Genomic DNA, 846 nt, shown 5'->3' on the forward strand with positions numbered 1-846 from the left:
TCGTTTCACCAATAAGTTCGGTGACAGAACGAATTAATCGAGGCGCATGTGAGCGACCTGCCGCGTATCTCCCGCCAGTTCTCCCAGCGCTCCGTCATGGAGGCGATCGTCCAGGGCGGACCGATCTCGCGGGCCTCGATCTCGAAGCTCACCGGCCTGTCGAAGCAGACGATCTCGGAGATCGTGCGCGGGCTCGAGCAGGAAGGCTGGGTGCAGGAGACCGGCCGCACCAGCGGCCATGTCGGCCGCACCGCCGTCACCTATGAGCTCGTCCACGACGCCGCCTACATCGTCGCCGTCGACCTGGGCGGCACCAAGGTGCGCGTGGCGCTGACCGATCTCGCCTGCCAGATCTTCGCCGAGGCGGCGACGCCGACCGATCCGCGCGGCGGCCAGTTCGTCATCGACCAGATCGCGGCGCTTGCCTTCCAGGCTGCTGCCCGGGAGCGCATCCCGCGCAAGAAGATCCGCCTTGCCGTCATCGGCGCGCCGGGCGCGCCCGACCCCGCGACGGGCCGCATCCTGCTCGCGCCCAACATTGCCGGCTTCGACGCCACGAATGTCCTCGACGCCTTCGAAAAGGCGCTCGGTGTCGCGGTGATGATCGAGAACGACGTCAATCTCGCCGTGCTCGGCGAGAATTGGCTTGGCCAAGGCCAGGGCATCGACAATCTTGCCTATATCGCGCTGGGCACCGGCGTCGGCAGCGGCCTGATGCTGGGCGGGCATCTGGTGCGCGGCGCCACCCATGCGGCGGGCGAGATCGGATTCATGCCGATCGGCGCCGATCCGTTCGCGGCTGAATCGCTGCGCACCGGCGCTTTCGAGCGAGCGGTGGCGACGCAC

Annotated in this window: 1 protein-coding gene; it reads left to right on the forward strand. The window is 67.8% G+C overall.

Annotation, left to right across the window (positions count from 1 at the left end; translation table 11 throughout):
- Positions 1-48 precede the first annotated feature (48 nt).
- Positions 49-846, forward strand: a 798-nt coding sequence (locus EOA24_RS39780; RefSeq protein WP_133375036.1) for an ROK family transcriptional regulator, incomplete at its 3' end; no start/stop codon positions are given.

It is taken from the genome of Mesorhizobium sp. M2A.F.Ca.ET.039.01.1.1 (assembly GCF_003998035.1).
Classification (GTDB): Bacteria; Pseudomonadota; Alphaproteobacteria; order Rhizobiales; family Rhizobiaceae; genus Mesorhizobium.